This window comes from Paraglaciecola chathamensis S18K6, assembly GCA_000314955.1.
In the GTDB taxonomy this organism is placed as follows: Bacteria; Pseudomonadota; Gammaproteobacteria; order Enterobacterales; family Alteromonadaceae; genus Paraglaciecola; species Paraglaciecola chathamensis.
The window spans coordinates 20,568-38,307 of sequence record BAEM01000012.1; the positions used below are offsets into that span (position 1 = coordinate 20,568).

Genomic DNA, 17,740 nt, shown 5'->3' on the forward strand with positions numbered 1-17,740 from the left:
CTCTTGTTGGATGTTCCATGAATCAAACTAGTCCACTCCCCGTTAGTCCGACCTCTGCTGTCAAGGCAGATCGTAACGAAGATTATCGCCCGCAAATTCATTTTTCCCCTAATGAAAAATGGATGAATGATCCCAACGGCATGTTCTACTTGGACGGTGAGTATCATTTATTTTTTCAATATAACCCAGACGCGTCAGTGTGGGGGCCTATGCACTGGGGGCATGCCGTCAGCAAGGACCTAGTGCATTGGGAAGAGCGCCCAATCGCACTTTACCCAGATGAGCAGGGTACAATATTCTCAGGAAGTGCCGTGGTAGATTGGAATAACTCTAGTGGGCTGGGAAGTGATAACAACCCTCCCATAGTCGCGCTGTATACCTATCACAATGCAGAAATGGAAAAGCAGGGCCGCATCGACTATCAGACCCAAGCATTGGCGTATAGTTTGGACAAAGGTCAAACCTGGCAAAAATATACAGGTAACCCGGTGATTGAAAATCCTGGTATTAAAGACTTTCGCGACCCTAAAGTCATGTGGCACGAACCCACACAAAAGTGGGTGATGGCGCTAGCACAAAAAGATCATATTGGTTTTTATAGTTCCGATAACCTTATTGATTGGTCTTTAGAGAGTACATTTGGTGAAGAGATAGGCAGTCATGGCGGCGTGTGGGAGTGCCCAGAATTATTACTTATGCCAGTTGAAGGGACCAATGAGTCTCGCTATGTACTGCTGGTGAGTATCTCGCCTGGCGGCCCGAATGGTGGCTCGGCAACACAATATTTTGTTGGAGATTTTGACGGTAAAACCTTTGTATTGGACGCCGACTGGGAAACGGAACTTGCGCCTACGGTAGCAAAATTTCCTACCGGTAAGGTATTTGATGATTTTGAAAATGGTGTGAATCAGTGGCGTGCCGAAGGCAGCGCTTTTTCTTCTGCGCCAACCAATGGCGGTCATGCTAACCAGCCTCCACCTACAGGGTATACAGGTGTCAGTTTAATCAATAGCTTTGCTGATGAAGACCGTGCCACCGGTTCACTGACTTCTCAGTTATTTACGATTACAGAGAAGTTTATAAACTTCAGAATTGGCGGCGGCCATCACCCCGACAAAGTGGGGATTCAACTTATTGTCGATGGCGAAGTAGTTAAGTCGGAAACTGGGCTTAATCGTGAAACACTTCATCATGCAAGTTGGGATGTCAGTGAATGGATGGGTGAACCTGCGTTGTTGAGAATTATCGATAAAGAGGCAGCAAGCTGGGGGCATACCTATATTGATGATATTGTGTTTGCTAACGAGCCTGCCGAAAATCGATTAGAGCCCGCCATTTGGCTAGATCACGGAACCGATAATTATGCGGGCGTGACGTTCTTCAATACACCTAACAGTAATGAAAGCCGGCATGTTTTCATGGGGTGGATGAGTAATTGGTTATACGCCAACGAGGTACCGACAAATAAATGGCGTAGTGCCATGACGTTACCGAGAGCGTTAAAGTTATTAAACACCCCAAAAGGGCTGCGAGTGCAAAGCCAATTAGTCGAAGAACTTGATTCACTTGTGGAAGCCACTGAGCAAGCCACGTCACTGGCGCCAGGTGAAACTATAAGCTTATCCTCGCTGGATAGCTCAGGAAGAATGTCAGCTTTACGTTATTCTTTTAAGGTTGACGCTGAACTGGCATCACCTGTGTTAGTGGGTTTTGAAAATGATCAAGGAGAGTTCGTAGATATTGAAATTGATCACAAAAGGTCGGTGGTTTCCTTAGATCGCAGCCAGTCAGGAAAGGCTGGCTTTAATGAGCAGTTTAGCAGCGTACAAGAGGGCCCATTAACGACGATTAATACGCAATACTCGGTTTCGATTGTGATTGACAGGTCTTCACTCGAGTTATTTATCGATGATGGTACCACCGTCATGACATCGTTAATATTTCCGGCGTCAGTGTACGACACGATGAGCGTCAAGACCGATAGCCAACCTCTAAACCAGGTTTCTGTAGAGCGATTAGGATCTATATGGTCGGCTAAATAGCGTCATTTAGGCTTAGGGGATTATTATGAAGTGTCAGCTAAATTCGGCGTATTGGTCATCAGCGATAACATTTTTTTCGTTCTTTCTGACCTGGTCGTTTTGTTACTCGTTGTTTCCTCTATGGTTAAACCAAGCCCTGGCGTTAACCGGAAAAGAAACAGGTGTAGTATTCGCCACCAATGCGTTAGCAGCTCTGATAATAATGCCCGTTTACGGTATTTTGCAGGACCGGTTGGGAACGGGCAAACAGCTGTTATTTATGTTGGGACTATTAATGGCTGGTGTAGGCCCTTTCTTTATTCTGATTTACCAACCCCTGTTAACGTCTTTCTTCATAGTGGGCGCTATCGTCGGCGCACTATATAGTGCGCTCACCTTTGGTGCTGCAGTAGGCACACTTGAGGCTTATATAGAGCGTCTGGGTCGTCAACATGATGTCGAATTTGGCAAGGCGAGGCTGTGGGGCTCGCTGGGCTGGGCATGTGCTACTTTTGTGGCTGGTGTAATATTTAACATTAATCCTAAGCTTAACTTTGTTTTAGCGAGTGCCACGGGAGTCGGCTTCATTCTCTGCCTATTCTGGCTGCCAGCGTCTACGAAAACGCCACGCACGAAAAAGAAAAAAGTGGGAGTGAGCGATGTGCTTTCGCTCTTTAGTCAGAGCCGATTTTGGCGTTTAAGCCTCTACGTGATGGGGGTTTCTTGTCTCTATCAAATATATGATCAGCAGTTTCCTATTTATTTTTCTTCGCTTTTTCCAACCCCTGAAGAAGGGAATAGGTTTTATGGGTACTTAAATTCATTGCAGGTGTTCATCGAAGCTGGAATGATGTTTATCGCTCCGTTTATCGTTAACAAAATAGGGCCAAAGAATGGGCTGTTGCTAAGCGGTGCGATCATGGCCCTTCGTATGCTGGCTTCGGGCGTTGTTGCAGACCCTGTTTCTATTTCGTTGGTCAAATTACTTCATGCCCTAGAATTGCCTATTTTGCTAGTGGCGATTTTTAAATACATTGCGGTTAACTTTGATACTCGGCTCTCTGCAACGATTTACCTTATTGGGTTTCATGTATTTACCCAAGTTGTTACCACACTGTTATCGTCAGTTGTTGGTGAACTTTACGATGATCTTGGATTTGCCGACACTTATTTACTGCTTGGCACAGTAGTGACGGTTAATCTCATCTTTTCGTTTTGGATATTAGAAAACAACAAACCGAAAAATGATGTAGCAGCTAGAATGACTGGCGGCTATTAAGGGTAAACCGTGCAGTTTCTTTCACCGGCTCGGTGCGCTCCTCAAGTAAGCAGTTGAATGCCCATTGGCCCATTTCGTAGTGGGGGAGTGCCATGGTTGTTAACTCTGGTTGTAATAGGGTAGGAATGATATCCCAGTCATCGAAACTGCCGACGCCGATATCTTTACCTACTTTTAATCCTAACGCCTGAACGACAAAATAAACCTCAACAGCCATAGGATCTTGGCCACAGAGTATTGCATCGGGCTTAAAGTTCTTAATAATATCTTCTGCCCTACTGCGGGTGACAGAACGTTCATTATTCTCTTCTCCGAAAATAACGGATTCTACTAAGAGGTTATCAAGGTTTATATTGGCGTTGATAAAGGCTTGTTCTACGCCTTCTTTGCGCAGTTTTGCAGCAATGATATTCTCATTCAGGTTTAAGAATGCAATACGCTTATAGCCTTTGCCTATAAGACTTGCCGTGATTTCTCGGGCTGCCTCTTTTTCGTCGGGAACAATAGAAGGATACCTACCATAGCTGTCATAACAGTTTGCTAACACTGTCGGTACTTCTTTGAATTGCAAGGGAAGAGAAACTTCACGATGATACATAGCCGCATAAATTATACCTTCAACGCGATGCTCAAAAAGATGATTGACTGCGCCTTCTACACTGTATTTATTGACGTTTACGTTCAGCACCATCAATTCTTTATCGTGTTTCCAAGCGAGATCCTGCGCGCCTCGAATAAGGTCAAAAGTATAAGGTACACGCAATAGTTCGTCGGCGATAAATCCAATTACGCCAGACTTTTTGCGTCGTGTCATTTGGGCTGCTCGGTTTGGGCGGTAGCCAAGCTCCTCAATGGCTTTAAGTACCTTTTCTCTGTTTTTAGGCTTGACGGTAGGGTCATTGTTCACAACCCTTGATACAGTTTTAAACGCCACACCCGCGTGCGCAGCCACGTCCTTTATTGTAACCATTCCATATGATTCCTGATTTACCTACTTCATTTAATTGCCTAAAGCTACACACTTTTACCAAATTTTGCCATAAGCCCGTCCGAGTACGCGATAATTACTTTCATATCAAAAGTGTAAAATAAATGTTGTATTTTTGTTCGTATAACTTTAATCTCAATAAAAGACAACGTTGTTTAATTTGAGTTCCCCAGTAAAGCGTGTCGAAAACTGGTCGTGTTTTTTCGGCATACTCAATTAAAAAATTACAACATAGCGCATTTAGATGCTATGGAGGATAACTATGAACACTTCACATCCATCTCCTCTACGGGGACGGCTTTCGGTCATCTTTTTATTGGTGAGCGCCTCCCTTATGGCGTGCTCAGACGATGATACACACAAAAATAAAATAGAAGCAGAATTGATTGTTTTGCAAGAGGGGCAAAGTCCTTCTGATGTTATTGGAGAGGGCAGCGAGCCCGTCGATGAAGAGCAAGAAGAAGATATTACTCTGACAGAAAACCCTGAAAGTGCAGGCTTTCCTCTGTTTAATAACCCTGAAAATAGTGATCAGACTTTATCTGGGTTCGAGTTTTGTTGTGGCCAATACAACACCTACGCAGAGCACGGTTTTGAAGACGTCACAGGGGATTTTGCCAAGCTTGATGGTGGATGGTGGGGCGCAGATGTTGCGGGCGTAGTAGGAGAGCGAGTGTTTTCTAGCTTAGGGGATGGCTTTGACAATGAAGATGAAAGCTTAGGTTGGGTAGGGTTTAGCGCTGTTGGTATGATGGACAGCCCTTCTTTTGAAATAACAGAACGTTATATCAACTTTCTCATTGGTGGGGGAAGCAACGGCTTTACAGAGCCAAATACGACAGCATTGGTATTGGTTGTTGATGATGAAGTCGTATTGCAGGCCAGCGGTGATGACACTGCGATGAGCATGCGGTGGATAACTTGGGACGTCGCTAATTATGCTGGAATGACAGCAAAAATTCGCTTCATCGACAATCATCCGGAAGATAACTCTGATACTGCTCTGCCTTACTTACTTGTCGACGAGATACGGCATGCAGGCGAAGCTGCTGCAATGCCTGAAGAAACTAGTCACTTGCAGATAATAGCAAGTGCGTCAATTGAACCAGAAACGGATGGCATACCTGCTTTTACTCGTGTTTCTGACCAGGAACAACATATTGCTGGGTTTGAGTTTTGTTGCGGACAATTTAATACCTATGCCAACCACGACTTTAGAGCTACAGGTGATTTAGATAAGCTCGACGGCGGCTGGTGGGCTGCAGATATAAGCAATCACCAAGGTGACCGAATTTTCACAAGTCGTGGCGACGGTTTTAGTGCAGATGGCACGTCGCTGGGTTGGACTGGCGACGAGGCGACAGGAACGTTAAGTTCTCCCCCTTTTACCCTTAGCCACAACTTTTTAAACTTTTTGGTGGGCGGTGGTACTCAAGATTTTACGTCAGATAATGCTACGGCGGTGGTATTACGCGTAAATGGCAAAGTTGTTCGTCATGCCGTGGGAAATGGAGAAGAGTCACAGCTAGATTGGCACACATGGGATGTAAGTGCATTAAAGGGAAAAACCGCAGTGTTGGAAGTTATCGACTATCACGAGGGGGGGCAAGAGAATGGACTTGGCTTTATTATGCTTGATGAAATTCGCTCAGCAGAGCATCCGGCTGCCACGCCCAATAACGCTGATGTGGTGAGTGTGCCTGATGGCCATGATATTCCTTTGCCTTTAGTAATGGCAGATCCGAACCCCTATTATCATGATGGCGAGTTTTATCTTTATTACTTAATTGATACGGCGTTCCACGACTGGTATCTCACCAAAACCAGTGACCTGCAAAGGGGGAGCTTCCCACAAAGAGTTCTTGAAGCCACCGGTGATACGAATACACAAGACCAATGGACCGGCTCAGGAAGCGTCATAGAGGATGCACAAGGCCAGACACATATCTTCTTTACCGGTCATAATGCGGACTTTAACCCTGTTGAAGCGGTAATGCATGCTACCGCCACAGACAGCACGCTAACTGAATTTACTAAAATACCTGAAGATACGTTTACTGGAAGCAATGGCTATAGCGACTTTGATTTTCGAGATCCTAAAGTATTTTGGAATAAAGAAACCAATAATTATCGGATGTTGATTACTACCCGCTACAACGGTCAAGCTGCAATAGGGCTTTATGTTTCTGAAAATCTTACCACCTGGTTACCTCAAGAACCTCTCTTTGTTATGGATGCTCCTCTTAATTTAGAAGTGCCGGATTGGATAGATTTTGGTGAAGTGCAATACATGCTATTTTCCGATCAAAATGACGGAGAACGGGATATTAAGTATCTTCGACAAAACGGCGAGGGTTGGCAACTGGCAAACTTCACTTCCCTTGATGGCAAATTTTATTATGCTGGACGCACAGCCGCTTCAGAAGAGTCAACGTTATTATTTGGATGGGTGCCGCATAAGATAGGCAGAACCAATGCTGGTGTAGGGACCTTTGGTGGCGATCTGGCCATTCACCAACTCGATACCACAACATCGGGAGAGTTGGCTGTGCACATTCCGCAGAAGTATAAAACCGAATTTGCTAGCGCTGTTGCTACTACCTTTCAAAGCCAACAGGGTTCAGTTTCTGGCGAGTCGCCTATTACTATGATGGCATCTTCTGCTATTACACTGGAAAAGCGCGGCGACAAAAATCGCCTATCGCTGTCAGTTACCAGTGAAAACGCGACAGGCAGATTTGGTATCTACTTTCCTACCGAGGTTGAAGGAGAACAGGTCGCGAGGCTTGAACTGGATACCAATAGCAATCAAGCCTCTTTTTACTTCGGTGATACCCCACCCACCGGCGGCGCAAGCGTCACGCCCACACCTGTGCTAGCGGGCGAGCCGCTTTTCTCTCGCGAGAATGAACTTGAACAGAATGTATCGGGTTTCGAATTTTGTTGTGCGCAATACAACACCCTTACTGCACATGAGTTCACGAACGTAAGCGACGATTTTTTGAAGCTAGATGGAGGCTGGTGGGGCGGCGATATTGCTAACAATGTTGGCGAACGCGTGTTCTCCAGTTTTGGAGATGGATTTGATGAAGACGGCACATCCCTTGGCTGGATTGGTTATAACGCCACGGGATCCGCTGATAGCCCTTCATTTGAAATTAGCAAACCCTATATTAATTTTCTCATTGGAGGTGGGTCGAATCCTTTCGACAGTGCTAATGCGACAGCAGTAGTGTTGGTGGTAAATGGTGAAGTTGTGAGAAGCCAATCTGGTAGAAATGCTGAAAAATCCGCTGACGATAAGTTTGTCATGGATTGGGTTACATGGGATGTCAGTGAGCTTATAGGACAAACTGCGGTGATAAGGTTTATTGATCAGCACCCTGATGACGGTTCGGATTCCGCATTGCCTTACTTGCTTGCTGATCAATTTAGAGCAGCTGACTTACCAGCTGTTAGTGAGGGAGAAGACGTGGACGCTGGTAATTTAGATGCACAAGTGGCTGTACCAATGAATCTATCTGAAGGGGTAAAGCTAGATGTTTGGTTAGACCCTGAGGCAGGTATAGGGACTTTGTATATAAACGAATTTAGAGCACTCAGTTTCAGGCTCTATGACCTAAATCATCGCCCAGTGGGTATTTACGCACGAGACGTGCCTGTATCAGTTGTTGAACTTCAAAGATTTATTCGACATTAAGGCCAAATAGGGCAGAGTCTGAGGTATCCTCACGAATGTAATTTCATGTACTTCTAGCCTAGGCTCGGTCTATTGAGGAGCTGTACCACTTGAGTGCAGCTTTCCACTGTCGCATGGTAAACCGTATCCGGCATATAATGGCTCTAAGCCAAAGGTAGTGGAACGATAACGCGCTTTTAGTCTCGGTTTTAGCTTGGTGTGCTTATTCGCGGTAACGAGCACCATGCCAAGCAGTATAGCCACAAGAGAAGCTAATGTTGCCAGCAGCACCATTAGCCCCTTTTGCATGGATTTTTGAGCGTTTGGAGGCCTTTCGTGTTCCATCCGAGTTGCTGGCATGACGCCCTGAGGTTTTTTGTTTTAACAGAATAAGCGTACTGGCAATGGGGTTACTTCTTAGTATCTGGCAATTATCAAAACGCTTAGGCCGATAGGTTACCTTCGCGTATAGGTGGCGAATAAATAGTCATGAATTTCCTTTGTTTTGCGATTATAAATGCGGCTTTCGAATACGGCCAACGATGTCCCACCATAACGCCATGACTTTCCTGACCCATTGTGATTTATACTCTGCATCAGTGACGATAATGGAGGGACAGTGGACGGGCAGTATGGAATCTAAGGTCTTTAAGAATGCCTTATGTGTGGCAGGTTTTTCTTTCGACATGTTACAATGAGCTGCCTGATAGAGTGTGTTGGGTCGCCTTTTTAACTATATCGTCGCGAGCAAGCGAAAGTGCTTTTTATGGTCGTCCAAATCTGAACAATATATAGAGATGTCAGGCGTGTGGTGTTAGCGTAAAAGTCTTAACAGAGGGCCACATAGATAAACGGTGCTTCGCTTAGCTGGAGAGGGGGGAAGCAAACTCTCAGCACGCTTAATACGATGTTTCTCAAACATTTTTGTATTAAGCCTTCGTCCTATACTCTTGGAGTCCGCTAAGTTTCTGCCGAGCAAGCTTTTTACACAGGCAGTGACTGTTTTTGCTTCGTTATATGTATTTTATAGCTTACGAGCGAAATGAGCTTGTTTTCAATAAACAGGGCATTCATAACGTTTAACCTACACTTTTTCGGCGAAAGAACTGAAAGGCAAACGTCGTACCTGTTCCCATATTTGTTATCGTACTGATGTTGCGTAACTATTTGTAGAAAGATCTAAGAATTGGAGTAGAGCATGAGTAAAAAGAAGAAAATAGTAATGTAGTTGAGTTTAGGGGCGCAGGTCCTGCGTTTGCATTTGTAGGGGGGAAATAAGCGGGCATAGAACAAATACATATATCGTTTGCAGCAGTTTAATCGCCAAGTCTCAGGTTCCTTATGGCGTTAATTCATTCGCTGTGCATTTTAATTAGGTTAATTTAGAAATAAATCATGCTAATTGCATCAATAGACAAGGTCGCTATTATAGTTGCGTGTTGGTTTACGTAGCGATTAACTAGTTCTGAGAGGCAACTAGGTTGGCTTCTTTTTTGCTGAGCCTTGCTTGTTGGGGGCGGTAGAGTACTCTCACTGAACAGGTTCACGATGCACATTTTTTCCTTCAATGTCGGTATGATACGGCAGCGAATCAAATGCACCGAACTGGGTTATGGTGTGGGCGCCGCATTTCGTGGCAAAATTAATGGCTTTTAAAACGTATTCAAAGTTAGCTACCCATTCAAAAAAAGTGCTAGTAGACGAGTTCTCTTGAGCCAAGCGATACAAAAATCCTCCGACAAAAGCGTCTCCGGCAGCGGTAGTGTCTACTGCATTAGTTTTTGGTGCAGGATAGATCCCATTAAAATTAGCAGTGGTGAATGACACTGCATTTCCACCATCTGTTATCATAACTAACGAGACACCTTTATTGATCCACTGCTTCACTACAGCTTCAATTTGCTCTATGCCGAAAAGAGTAATCAATTCCTCTCGACTAGCCTTTACAATGTCTACCTGTTCTGCTGCGTCTGAAATGATATCCGCGGCACTATCTGAAGCTTTCCAAAATGCTGGGCGATAATTGATGTCTAAGCATATTATAGAGCCCTCTTGATTAAATCTGTATATGGCATCCATAGAACATTTGTGTAGTTCTGGATTAGCGAGCATAGCGGAGCACAAACTGATCACTTTGGGTTGTTCTGAAAATACGGCAAGAAAGTCTGAAAATTGAATGTCATTGTGAGCTGCGTTGTCGTCGTAAAATTCGAATGCGCGCTCCCCATTTTTATCCAAATTAATAAATGCTAAAGCTGTTTTTCCTGTTTCTGAAAAGCCCACATAGTCTGTCGAAACGCCATACCGTTTCAGTGCGTCAATTAAAAAGTGACCAAATTGGTCTCTACCTACTTTACCCAATAAGTAGCTTTTTCCACCTAGTTTAGCTACTGCCACAGCCACATTTGCAGGGGCTCCTCCTGCAAACTTGGTAAAAACTTCATTAGATGATGAGCCATGTTGTAGACACTGACTGGATAATAAATCAATCAATGCTTCGCCAATTGCTACTACTTTCATATTTACTTACCTCTAAAATATATATCGAAAACTCAACTCTGGATGTGTTTTACCTATCATCAGGAGGTAAGCGTAAAGTTCAGAGTTTGGCTACTGATATCTGCTGGTACTATTTTTACAAGACCGACAGGGCTATGGCCCAGTCGGTTTGTTTTGCTAAGACTCGCAATGTTGTCAAAATTTAGACAACGAGATGATAAGCCTAGAATCGTTTACCGACGGTCAAGGTAAATGTTCTAGGCAACACCACGCGAGCGTTAAATGTATTCGATTGTCCCGCCACTGTTTCTCCAGCTCGTGGGTCACCTTCGGATAGACCTTCGGAATTATTCAAGTTTTTGACGTCTGCGCGCAGGTAGTAGCCATCTTCATTCTCTAATGACAAGCCGACATTTAACATTCCGTACATAGGCAATTCGGCTGTATTAGCATCGTCCGCATAACGTTTACCACTCCATGAATAACTGGCGTGCACGCTAGCCATTCCCCAAGAAAAATCTTCAAAATCGTAACTTGTGGTCAATTGACCGAAGTGTTTAGGTACACGCACTGGCATGTTGCCATTTATCTCCACACTATCGACAACACCGCTGGTATTAATAAATTCCGCTGCCGGAGTGTTAACAAATTCTGGTGATTGATAAGTTGCCGATAAGCCAGCTCTCCAACCTTCTGTTAGTTGTAGGTTAAATTCCGCTTCTAGCCCCAGCGTTTCCGTGTTTCTAAAAGCTTGGCGTTGCACAACCTGGCCATTTTCTACAGTGGGTACATTGAAAAACAAGTCATCAGCTGCAGCAAAATAGCCAGTAACGAACGCGGCAACGTCACCTGAATTATATTTAAAACCCACTTCTGCCATAACAGTAGACGCCGGTTTAGTTTCTCTACGCTCAGAACGATTGAATTGGTCAATTTCTTCTTGAGTGGTTAAGTTGGTGATGGCCATGTACTTATCGACGTCTGGCATACGGAAACCATCGGCATATCGAGTAAATACAGCGAAGTCTTTGTTTACGATATAATTGGCTGCGACAGTCCAAGCGAGCTCATTATATTCAATATCAAAGTTGCGATAGGTACCGCTACCAAAAGGCAAAATGATATTGCCATTTACTGCATCTGTATCACTACTGAAACTACTGATCTGATAGGCAGCCCCATTTTCAGCTTCCCCATTTGCTTTCAAGGTTTCATAGCGGGCACCGACATTTAAGGTTAAGTCATTAATTTCATATTCAAAATCGGCGTATGGTGCAAAGGTTTTTTCATTATAAACGATGTTTGCAAATCCGTGGGAGCCGGCCTGGATGCCTTTATAGGTTCCGCTCGCAATATCGTTACCATCCTGGTCTAAAAACGCAATATCCAACCTCTGCGGGAGTGGTTCTACAGATTGTAAGGTGTTGATGCGATAGTCTGTAACTTGGCCATTAATATTTGAAACAAATAGACCAAATGTTGAATAAAGTGAGCCTTCGCCTACTTCTTCTAATGTATAGGTTAGTTTCGATTCATTCTGGATGTTATCCCCTTCAAACCGACGATGCCAAAACCCTGCATTGATACCGTAACCATTTGTGTTGAAAGAGCCTACATTTTCGCTATTTGCCAATTCGAAGTTAGTTCCTGCATCCCTAATTTGGTATTTCAGATTGCCATCCACCATGGCCCCTTCTAATGCTGTTGAGTTTGCATCGTAGATTGCTCGTGCTTTATCCGCTAACGACTCAGCATTACCAACGTTAATGATACCGGTAAAGGTAGTGAGCATATCGGTGTAGCGAATTTGGTTTCTGAAAAGCCAGTTGTCATTGAGTTCAAGTTCTGTGGTGTTACCAATATATGTCACATCTGCGTAGTTACCATCTGCAACATCGAGATTAATATCCCCACTAGGCGTATTCGATAGGCTTAATAGCCTCGCCCCTGCTGAGTTACCTGTCGTACCATCCCGAATGTCCATACCTCCGGGTATGGTTTGCGCGTTTGTCGTAGTTCCCGTAAGTGGTTGAGGTATGAAAAAGAAGGATTTGTCGTCTTGTTTATTAAACTCAAAACGCGTAAAACCATCACCGGCTTTGAAAAAGTGCTTTATGTTTGCGTTAATTTCACCACCTTGGTTAGCCGTATATCCTGGGTCGCGTGCAGAATCCCCTTCACGGTACCAACCTCCTAGAGCGTAGACAGTTTGTTCATCTATAGAGCCACTCACCCATGCTTGAGCTCCTAAGCGATTATTGCTATTGGTTTCAAAGAAAACATCACCTTTCGTATCCTCTTCTCCTTCTCTGGATAAAAAGTTAATAAACCCAGCAGGAGCACTCCCCACAAAAATAGAAGACGCACCACCACGAATCGCCTCTACATTGCTGACGAAGTTAGATAAACGGGTAAAACGGTCATTCTGCGTGAATAAAATATCCTGATTGTAAAACACTGTCATGCCGTCACGGAGTAAGGCGGTAAACTCAGTTTGTGTCGACAACGGGAACCCCCGCGGGGCAACATTATTACCTGTCTCCCCACCTGTATCTTCAGCGTGGAAACCCGGAATACTGCGAACCAACTCGCCAACACTATGGGGCGCTAATCGTTCTAGCTTTTGCTCTCCAAACGTAGTCATAGCGTTGGTTGACTCTATCTTTTCTTTTGGTCGCGACGTACCAGTGACGATAATTTGTTCAAAATCTAAATTTTTGCTCGGTCCGTTTTGTTCTACTTGTTCTTGTGCCCAACCATAATGAGAAACGGTGGCGGTTACTGCGGCTGCTATTGCGGTATATTTTGTTAATAACTTCATTGTTCGCGCTCCAATTTATGTGTGTGTATTAGTCAATCTCTGTCTACAACCTGACCACTCGCAGGTGGTTTTGAAAAGTTTCATCGAAATTGTTAATAAAATGTATACCATGAAAAATAATAAATCAACTAATGTTATTTAATTGTTTTTCCGTGCATGAACAGTGAAGCCCGCCACAATGATGAGCGAGTATTGATACTTGCTCTTCTTGGAAACCAAATTAGTAGGGCGATTTAAGATGTACTAGTGATCATTGAGTAATGGTGGAATCGAGGATGGGGGCGCCAGTAGCCGGTGACTGTTGGGCACTCATACTAGCTAGTGAGTAGTCTCATTAGCTAGCCGTGAATCACGAAGTTGTTATTGGGCCTGCGGAGTCACTAATTGCTGAAGGTCTTGAGTGAAGTTAACAAGTAGCGGTAAATTGGCACATCCAATTGATTGCGCTTTACTGCCAATGGTGCCACTCACTACTTGACAGTGGGAGAGGCCCCGCGTATCAGATTCTTGAACTTTTATGGCTACCGCGTTTACAATTTTATCTCGCACTGAGATTGGTATCGCACCGTCAATAATAATTGCTTCAAAATCGAATATGGCTGATGAGCACAGCGTTGCATACGTCAATCCTTCTGCAACCATATCTATCCAAATTTCCAAGCTTTCTCCCAAATCCCCCCAGTAATCGGACGAGTTTGTTAATCCACCTGTGTCGCGTCCAGCCTCTGTTAGCATGTTTTCTAATATGTAGAGAGATGAATGCATTATCAACTGTTGAGATTCTAACTTTCCTTGAGAATTGAGTGTCGGTAGAGGTAGCGAGCCTATTGCCCCTGCGTTGCCGCGAGTGCCTGTTAGCAAGGCTCCATTTAATACAACACCGCCACCGATAAATGTACTGATAAAAACGTATAAGAAATTGCTAAAGCGATTGGGGTTACCGAAGCTTAGCTCTGCTGAGCATGCTGCTGTATCATCGTTACAAACATATACAGGCAAATCGATTATATCAGTAAGCCTTTCACTGAAGTCGAAAGTTTTCCATTCGTTAAGTACATCAGCAGGGGCGCCTGCCTCCTCCGCCCAATTCCATATTTCGTATGGGGTCGCGACCCCTATGCCTGTAATTCTGGTGGTTAACTCTTGGTTTAAGCTTAAAGTTAACATCTCCACGCCACGTTTTAAAAAAGCCAGTAAATTCGTTACGCTCGGATAATCACAGTTCTCATGTAAACTGGCTTTAACATTCCCCACAAAGTCAATCAAAGTCAAGTCGAAACTACGTCTATCGACCTTCAGCCCTATTCCGAATGCGCCGTCGGGATTTAAAGCAAAGGGAACGAGGGGTTGACCAACTCTGCCTCGTTGCGGCTCTTTTCTAAGTAATAAATTTTCTTTTTCTAAGCTTTTGATGATAACCGTGACTGCTTGGGCAGATAAGCCTAGCTCCTGTGCTATTTCAGCTTTTGGAGCGCTGCCATGTTTGCGAATAAGTGCCAGAATTCGTCTTTCATTGCGAGCCCTTAACCCTGATTGACCACGCCCCTCCGAATTTGAATTTCTATTTGAATTTGTTTTAATTTTTGCCATCCATCCAATCAATTTTGATTTAAGGTAACTTATTTTTCTGACTACACCTTATATTTTAAGATAAAGCGACAGTGAAGACTACATTGTATTATACCTTAAAAGATTCCATGGTTACGGAGATATGAACAATAAATAATAAATGTTGATTTATTGACAGTGTTAAATTTTGCTGTTTAAATAAATTAACTAAAAATTAACAAACAGCTTGATTGTGATGAAAAATAAAGCCCCTTTAGTCTCTCGGGAGATGTTATTTCCGTTCATATTATTGACACTGTGTTTCGCTGCTTGGGGGACCGCAGCAAATATGACAGACCCACTGGTAAAGGTGTTTAGTAAAATATTTACCATGTCATCCGTGCAATCCGCTTTGGTGCAGTTTTGCTACTATGGAGCCTATTTCTGTTTGGCTATACCGGCAGCATTAATTAACAAACGTTTTTCATACAAGACCGGAGTGTTGAGCGGTTTAGGCTGTGCAGCGATTGGCGCTTTTATGTTCTACCCTGCAAGTCAAACGATGACATATACATTCTTCCTGTCGGCTCTTTTTATTCTGGCGGGAGGACTATCAATATTAGAAACCTCAGCTAACCCTTATGTGATGAGCATGGGCTGTCAGGCAAGTGCTACTCGCCGCCTTAATTTTGCTCAATCTTTCAATCCTTTAGGTACCAGCCTAGGTGTTTTCCTTGCGGCAACCCTCATCTTACCGCAACTCAATCAAGCAACGGCTGATGAACGAAGCAAAATGAGTATTGAGCAGTTAGAGCAAGTCGTTAGCGCTGAACTTGACGCGGTCATGGTTCCATACGTGGGATTTGCCTGTGTTCTTGTTTTAATTTGGTTTGCAATAGCCTTAACTAAGTCACCTAAGCAAGAAGTAAATGTAAAGCAAGTTGATGAGCTCTGTTTTAAAGCTACCTTTTCTAGATTGTTCAGCAATAAACATTATCGTTTCGGTGTAGTAGCACAATTTTTTAACGTGGCCGCGCAAACATGTGTTTGGACTTATACGATTCAGTATGTGATGGAGGCAAATGATGTTAATGAAGTCAGTGGCGGGCAAATACTACAATATAGCATGCTCGTATTTTTGATATCCCGTTTCGTAATGACTTGGCTCATGGGGTTTATTCGCCCCGCAGTCTTACTAGGTTTAATGGCTTCGATTGCGGCATTATTGTGTGCATATATGGTGGTTGCCCCGGGGCCGAGTGGGGTCTATGCATTAATCGGTATTTCAGCTTGTTTATCATTAATGTTTCCGACGATATACGCAATCGCTTTGTTTGGCTTGGGTGCTGATGCGAAGTTGGGCGCCGCAGGTTTAGTCATGGCTATTTTAGGAGGAGCAATTATGCCTATTGTTCAAGCGGTGTTTGTTGATCATTACAGTGCAGCAACCTCTTACCTTGTTCCTGGGTGTAGTTTTCTTGTTGTGCTCGCTTACGCCATATTTGATCTAAATTCGAAGGTGCGTTCACTAGGTTGATACCAGATCAATGGGCACTGTAGTTTTCTATCACTTTAGGTTGGACAATTTCTTCGGGGCAATATCATATGAATTTAGAGTTTCTAAAACCAATAACGGGTTCGTTTGCCAAACCAGCTGCAGAAAACCCTACAGTAGTGATGGTCAATGCAGCCTATCAAGAGCTAGGACTTGATTGGACTTATATTAACTGTGAAGTTGATGCTGACAACTTGAAAATGGCTGTGCTAGGCGCAAAGGCCATGGGCTGGGCCGGCTTCAATTGCTCTATACCTCACAAAGTTTCGGTGATTCAACACTTAGACCGTTTGGGCGAGTCCGCTAAATTGATTGGTGCCGTTAACACCGTAGTAATAAAAGATGGACTATTAATCGGAGAAAACACTGATGGGAAAGGCTTTGTTGAAGGGGTAAAACAAGTGGTTTCACCCAAAGATAAACGTGTCTTGATTTTTGGTGCAGGTGGTGCTGCAAGAGCGGTTTCTGTTGAACTGGCTTTAGCTGGTGTGAGGAGTATCCGAGTGGTCAACCGTAATGTTGAACGAGGGCAAGTATTAGTCAATTTACTTAACTCAGGTACAGATTGTTCGGCCGACCTTGTAACTTGGGACCAAACAATTGATATCCCTGCTGATATCGATATTGTTATCAATGCCACTTCCATCGGCTTGTACCCAAATATTAACGATCGTTTAAATATGAATCCAGATACGCTGTTGCCTAATATGGTTGTAGCAGACGGTATACATAATCCTGCGAAAACGCATTTAATTGAGGAAGCAATCGCACGTAATTGCTCTGTTGTAGACGGACTTACTATGCTGGTGAATCAAGGTGTGTTGGGGATAAAATATTGGACTGGATTGGATAGTAATGCCTCGCTCATGCGACAATCTTTGAATGACGTTTTGGGCCATATTAAATAATGAAGATGAGTTCTGCTTTTTAAGTCTGTAATTAATTTTGTGTAACTGCCTATCACGACATACTCTAGTCAGAGTTAAGGATAGGCAAATGCAAATCAACAAAAAGTGTTCTTCCCTCAGTTTCGTAGACACTTAACTTGCCTGTGAATATGTATTCTCATATTCATCTGGAGATACATGACCAAGATGGCTGTGTAGTCGAGTTCGATTGTAAAACACTTCTATGTAATCAAACAAATCTGCCTTGGCTTCACTTCAGGTTGGGTACACTTTTCGTTTCACTCGCTCAGTTTTAAGTGAGTGAAAAAGACTTTCTGCAATCACATTATCTAAACAATGCCCTCTGCGACCCATGCTGGGTATCAGATTATGTGTACTTAAGAAGTCTAGATAGTCGTCGCTGGCATATTGGCTACCTTGATCACTATGTACAAGATGAATA

General features: G+C 43.7%; 10 protein-coding genes and 1 pseudogene. 5 read left to right on the forward strand and 6 right to left on the reverse strand.

All coding sequences use genetic code 11. The annotated features are described in order from the left end of the window. The first annotated feature begins 17 nt into the window (after positions 1-17). Both GCHA_RS04320 and GCHA_RS04325 read left to right on the forward strand, forming a co-directional pair. Positions 18-2,042, forward strand: coding sequence for a glycoside hydrolase family 32 protein (locus GCHA_RS04320; RefSeq protein ID WP_007985451.1), 2,025 nt, complete (start codon positions 18-20; stop codon positions 2,040-2,042). 25 nt (positions 2,043-2,067) lie between these two features. Then, positions 2,068-3,300, forward strand: coding sequence for an oligosaccharide MFS transporter (locus GCHA_RS04325; protein ID WP_039992066.1), 1,233 nt, complete (start codon positions 2,068-2,070; stop codon positions 3,298-3,300). Here GCHA_RS04325 and GCHA_RS04330 read toward each other — a convergent pair. After that, a complete protein-coding gene (locus GCHA_RS04330) occupies positions 3,278-4,270 on the reverse strand; it encodes a LacI family DNA-binding transcriptional regulator (protein WP_007985453.1) in 993 nt (330 codons plus the stop codon). The two genes, GCHA_RS04325 and GCHA_RS04330, sit on opposite strands and share 23 nt — an antisense overlap. Positions 4,271-4,550: 280 nt before the next feature. On the opposite strand from GCHA_RS04330, the gene GCHA_RS04335 reads away from it, so the two are divergent. Beyond that, positions 4,551-7,988: a glycoside hydrolase family protein gene (locus GCHA_RS04335; RefSeq protein WP_039992068.1), complete on the forward strand. Its 3,438-nt coding sequence runs from the start codon at positions 4,551-4,553 to the stop codon at positions 7,986-7,988. Positions 7,989-8,057: 69 nt separating this feature from the next. On the opposite strand, the gene GCHA_RS22875 is transcribed toward GCHA_RS04335, so the two are convergent. The 4 genes from GCHA_RS22875 to GCHA_RS04355 all read right to left on the reverse strand — a co-directional run bounded on the left by GCHA_RS22875 (position 8,058) and on the right by GCHA_RS04355 (position 14,877). After that, entirely contained in the window at positions 8,058-8,312 is a 255-nt protein-coding gene (locus tag GCHA_RS22875; protein ID WP_153810701.1) for a hypothetical protein, read from the reverse strand. A gap of 1,185 nt (positions 8,313-9,497) precedes the next feature. Then, entirely contained in the window at positions 9,498-10,487 is a 990-nt protein-coding gene (locus GCHA_RS04345) for a carbohydrate kinase family protein (protein ID WP_007985456.1), read from the reverse strand. 202 nt (positions 10,488-10,689) lie between these two features. Further along, entirely contained in the window at positions 10,690-13,287 is a 2,598-nt protein-coding gene (locus GCHA_RS04350) for a TonB-dependent receptor (RefSeq protein ID WP_007985457.1), read from the reverse strand. Positions 13,288-13,647: 360 nt separating this feature from the next. Next, complete coding sequence (locus GCHA_RS04355; protein ID WP_007985459.1) at positions 13,648-14,877, reverse strand: ROK family transcriptional regulator; 1,230 nt, start codon at positions 14,875-14,877, stop codon at positions 13,648-13,650. 214 nt (positions 14,878-15,091) lie between these two features. Between GCHA_RS04355 and fucP the strand changes: the two genes are divergently transcribed. Then, positions 15,092-16,372 (forward strand): L-fucose:H+ symporter permease, encoded by a 1,281-nt coding sequence (gene fucP / locus GCHA_RS04360; protein ID WP_039992069.1) that lies wholly within the window; start codon positions 15,092-15,094, stop codon positions 16,370-16,372. A gap of 68 nt (positions 16,373-16,440) precedes the next feature. Continuing rightward, on the forward strand, positions 16,441-17,298 hold the full coding sequence (gene aroE / locus GCHA_RS04365; RefSeq protein ID WP_007985462.1) for a shikimate dehydrogenase: 858 nt from the start codon (positions 16,441-16,443) through the stop codon (positions 17,296-17,298). A gap of 132 nt (positions 17,299-17,430) precedes the next feature. Here the strand turns inward: aroE and GCHA_RS23175 are convergent. Beyond that, positions 17,431-17,740 (reverse strand): annotated as a pseudogene (locus tag GCHA_RS23175) (IS3 family transposase); the annotation flags it as partial.

Coding starts and splice junctions, on each gene's coding strand:
- GCHA_RS04330 (WP_007985453.1), bottom strand. CDS start 4,270: ATGGTTACAATAAAGGACGTGGCTGCGCACGCGGGTGTGGCGTTTAAA.
- GCHA_RS04320 (WP_007985451.1), top strand. CDS start 18: ATGAATCAAACTAGTCCACTCCCCGTTAGTCCGACCTCTGCTGTCAAG.
- fucP (WP_039992069.1), top strand. CDS start 15,092: ATGAAAAATAAAGCCCCTTTAGTCTCTCGGGAGATGTTATTTCCGTTC.
- GCHA_RS04355 (WP_007985459.1), bottom strand. CDS start 14,877: ATGGCAAAAATTAAAACAAATTCAAATAGAAATTCAAATTCGGAGGGG.
- GCHA_RS04335 (WP_039992068.1), top strand. CDS start 4,551: ATGAACACTTCACATCCATCTCCTCTACGGGGACGGCTTTCGGTCATC.
- GCHA_RS04345 (WP_007985456.1), bottom strand. CDS start 10,487: ATGAAAGTAGTAGCAATTGGCGAAGCATTGATTGATTTATTATCCAGT.
- aroE (WP_007985462.1), top strand. CDS start 16,441: ATGAATTTAGAGTTTCTAAAACCAATAACGGGTTCGTTTGCCAAACCA.
- GCHA_RS22875 (WP_153810701.1), bottom strand. CDS start 8,312: ATGGAACACGAAAGGCCTCCAAACGCTCAAAAATCCATGCAAAAGGGG.
- GCHA_RS04350 (WP_007985457.1), bottom strand. CDS start 13,287: ATGAAGTTATTAACAAAATATACCGCAATAGCAGCCGCAGTAACCGCC.
- GCHA_RS04325 (WP_039992066.1), top strand. CDS start 2,068: ATGAAGTGTCAGCTAAATTCGGCGTATTGGTCATCAGCGATAACATTT.